At 35.4% G+C, this 381-nt stretch carries 1 protein-coding gene; it reads left to right on the forward strand.

The features are described from left to right. Positions 1 to 178: 178 nt before the first annotated feature. Positions 179 to 355, forward strand: a complete 177-nt coding sequence (locus tag EAF07_RS10690; protein ID WP_220702236.1) for a hypothetical protein — start codon at positions 179 to 181, stop codon at positions 353 to 355. The last annotated feature ends 26 nt before the right edge of the window (positions 356 to 381 follow it).

Raw genomic sequence — 381 nt, forward strand, 5'->3', positions numbered from 1 at the left:
TTAAACATATTATTCCACCTCTTGAATACGAATCCGTTGTTGATAGGTTGTTTCATTTAAATGATATAACGTATCAAGCAACAATGGTGAAAACGTACTAGGACCACCACAATTTTCATTTTCAGCAGCTACCTCAGCAGCAATATTAAATACGCTTACCGCTTCAATTAACGCTTCTATGTCTGGTTCTGTTTCTCTAAATAAAAATCGAGCGTTAACGCCTCGTGATAAACAATACCATTATGGTAATCGTGATATTATTGGCGCACCACTTGCTAATGTCATGCAATTATTATATAGGACCTTAAAGGCCAATTTTGATGTGAGTTGTGTTGAAGTCTACTATATTGAATAAGATGTCTATGATATCGACACCCCATA

The organism is Streptococcus hillyeri, assembly GCF_003686955.1.
GTDB lineage: Bacteria > Bacillota > Bacilli > Lactobacillales > Streptococcaceae > Streptococcus > Streptococcus hillyeri.

What these genes read in the sequence shown, in the direction of transcription:
- EAF07_RS10690 (WP_220702236.1), top strand. Translation starts at nt 179, where the DNA reads ATGTCTGGTTCTGTTTCTCTAAATAAAAATCGAGCGTTAACGCCTCGT.